We start from the raw sequence: 3,283 nt of genomic DNA on the forward strand, positions 1-3,283 counted from the left end.
GGGAAGCCGAGCGGGCCGCCCATGCCGAAATACTCGCGCACCCCGGCTTCAACCGAGCTGATATATTGGCGCGGCACCACCCCGCCCGTGATCTTCTCGTCGAACCCAAGCCCGCCGCCGCGCGGCAGCGGCTTGATGGCGAGCACCACGTCGCCGAACTGGCCGTGACCGCCCGACTGCTTCTTGTGCCTGCCGCGGATATTGGCCGATTTCCTGATGGTTTCGCGATAGGCGATGCGCGGCACCGAGGTGGTGACCGGCACGCCGTAGCGCCCGGTGAGCCGCTCGACCACCACGCGCAGGTGCATCTCGCCATGCCCCTCGAGCACTGTCTCGCCGGTTTCGGGCACATGGGTGAGCCGCAGCGATGGGTCCTCCTCGAGGATGCGCTGCAGCGCCGTCGAGAGCCGCACGTCGTCCTTGCGCTCCTTGGGCGCGATGGCGATCGCCATCATCGGCACGCTCTCCGGCAGCGGCGCGAGATCGGGCACCATGCGGCCGGCCGACAGCGTATCGCCGGTGCGCGCCGCCTCGACCTTGCCGAGTGCGACCGTCTCGCCCTCCTGCGCCGCGTCGCGCTTCTGCGTTTCCTGGCCCATCACCCGGAAAATCCCCGACACCTTGCTCTCGCGGCCGTCCGCCGAGCGAAGCGTCGCGCCATCGGCAACGCTGCCCGACAGCACGCGGGCGATGCACATCTTGCCGCTGCGGGCGGTCTGCATGGTCTTGAGAATCTGCACGACCGTGCCGGGCCCATCGGCGAGCCCGAGCCGGGCGCGGGTCTCCTTGACGGTCGGCGCCTCGTGGCGGATGGCCTTCAGCAGCCGCGTGATGCCGTTGCCGTGCTCGGCCGAGCCGATGAACACCGGACAGATTTTGCCGGCCCGCATCTCCTCGACGAGGTCCTTGAAGATGAGGGTCTTTTCCGGCGCGACGTCGTCGAGCAGTTGCTCCATCAGCACATCGTCGAAGTCGGCGATCTGCTCGAGCATGGCAGTGCGCGCCGCGACTTCGTCGGCCTTCTCGCCATCGGGCAGGGCGACGATCTCGCTCTCGGCCGCCTCGTGGTAGACATGGGCGCGCTCGAGCGCCAGGTCGATGCAGCCGCTGACCACGCCGCCACTGCTCATCGGCAGTTGCCGTAGCACCAGCGGCACGCGGCTCGCCGGCTGCAGCATCTGGAGGATGTCACGGACCGGGCCGCTCAATTTGTCGATCTTGTTGAGGAAGATGAGGTGGGGGAGTTTCCGCGCTTCGAGATCGCGGAGGATCCGTTGCAGCGCGGCGACCTTCTTGGGGTCGGCTTCCGCGACCACCACGGCCATGTCCGCGCCGGCGAGCACCGGCAGTCCCTCGTTCTGGAACTCGACCGAGCCGGGACAATCGATGAAGGTGTAGCGGTCGCCCATGAAACTGGCCTCGGCGACGTTGACCTCGACGCTCATGCCGTTTGAGCGGGCTTCGGGCGAGGCATCGCCCACCATGTTGCCATCCCTCGCATGGCCCTGCCGGGTGATGGCCCCAGTGCGCATCAGGATCGCCTCGAGCAGCGACGTCTTGCCGCTCGCGAACGGTCCCACCAGCGCGATGCACCGGGGCCCGGCTTGTCTGCCGTTTTCGTTTGCCATCTACTCCTCCTCGTTCGCGATATGTTCCTCTGGCGACGTCCTCTTCGTGCAGTTTCCCCGCACCGTGGAGGCGCGTCCGCGGGTTTGAGTTTAGGACTTTTCGGGACGGCTGTCGTCAGGGGCGTGAGGGTGTGGACAGGGGGCGGGAGAGCACTTCCACCAGAGCAAGTGTTTTGGTCTCCCTCCCCCTTGCGGGGAGGGGACAGGGTGGGGGTCGGCTCGCGCAAGCATTGCAGTCGGCACCGAGGCACAGATCCCAACCGCCGGTGGCTGTGGACCCCCACCCCTCACCCCTCCCCGCAAGGGGGAGGGAGACGCCTCCATCGGCATTGGTGCTCTGCAGTCAGCGCCCTTCCCAAACCCCCGGTCCGGTGGTAATCACCCTCGCCAACCCGTAGCCGGACGTCGAGTCGTTCCCGCTGCGGGCTTCCGTTTTTCTGCTGCTCAGAAGGGAAGGGCCCACCCCTTGGCGAAGATCATTACTTCCATCACCGGCGATAGCGCACTGACGTTCGACGACGTGCTGCTGCAGCCCGCGCGCTCCGACGTGCTGCCGACCGATGTGGACATCCGCACGCGGGTGACCAAGGACATTGAGCTCAACATCCCGATCCTCAGCTCCGCCATGGACACGGTGACCGAGAGCCGCATGGCCATCGCCATGGCCCAGGCCGGCGGCATGGGGGTGATCCACAAGAACCTAGACATTCTCGTCCAGGCCGAGCACGTCCGCGCGGTGAAGAGTTTCGAGAGCGGCATGGTGGTGAACCCCATCACCATCGGCCCCGAGGCGACGCTGGCCGATGCGCTGGCGTTGATGCAGTCCAACCACATCTCCGGCATTCCGGTGGTCGAGAACGGCGGCGTGGGCGGCCGCAGGATCGGCAAGCTCGTCGGCATTCTCACCAACCGCGACGTGCGCTTCGCCAACAATCCGCGCCAGCGCATCGCCGAACTGATGACGCACGAGCGGCTGGTAACGGTGCGCGACGGGGTGAGCAGGGACGAGGCCAAGCGCCTGCTGCACGCCCATCGCATCGAAAAGCTGCTGGTCACCGACGACGAGGGGCGCTGCGTCGGGCTGATCACGGTCAAGGACATCGAGAAGGCCCAGCTCAACCCGCATGCGGTCAAGGACGCGCAGGGCCGGCTTCGCGTTGCCGCAGCCACCGGCGTCGGCGATGCCGGCTTCGAGCGCTCGCTGGCGCTGATCGACGCGGGCGTCGACCTGCTGGTGATCGACACGGCGCATGGGCACTCGACCGGCGTGCTGAAATCGGTGGAGCGGGTGAAGCGCGAGAGCAATTCTACCCGCATCGTCGCCGGCAACGTCGCGACCGCCGAAGCCACGCGGGCGCTGATCGATGCCGGGGCGGATTCGGTGAAGGTCGGCATCGGCCCGGGCTCGATCTGCACCACGCGCATCGTCGCCGGCGTCGGCGTGCCGCAGCTGGCGGCGGTGATGGCCTGCGCGGAGGAGGCCGACAAGCAGGGCATCCCGGTGATCGCCGATGGCGGCATCAAGTTCTCGGGCGACCTCGCGAAGGCCCTTGCCGGCGGCGCGTCCTGCGCCATGGTGGGCTCGCTCCTCGCCGGCACCGACGAGAGCCCGGGCGAGGTCTACCTCTACCAGGGCCGCTCCTATAAGTCGTATC

At 67.6% G+C, this 3,283-nt stretch carries 2 protein-coding genes; one reads left to right on the top strand and one right to left on the bottom strand.

Going from position 1 to position 3,283, the window contains the following annotated elements; translation table 11 throughout:
- Positions 1–1,628: elongation factor G (locus JWQ89_RS14600; RefSeq protein ID WP_299642170.1), on the bottom strand; the 1,628-nt coding region annotated here is incomplete at its 3' end.
- Between the two features lie 466 nt (positions 1,629–2,094).
- On the opposite strand from JWQ89_RS14600, the gene guaB reads away from it, so the two are divergent.
- A partial coding sequence (gene guaB, locus JWQ89_RS14605) for an IMP dehydrogenase (protein ID WP_299642171.1) occupies positions 2,095–3,283 on the top strand: 1,189 nt, incomplete at its 3' end.

The organism is Devosia sp. (assembly GCF_028290645.1).
Taxonomy (GTDB): domain Bacteria; phylum Pseudomonadota; class Alphaproteobacteria; order Rhizobiales; family Devosiaceae; genus Devosia_A.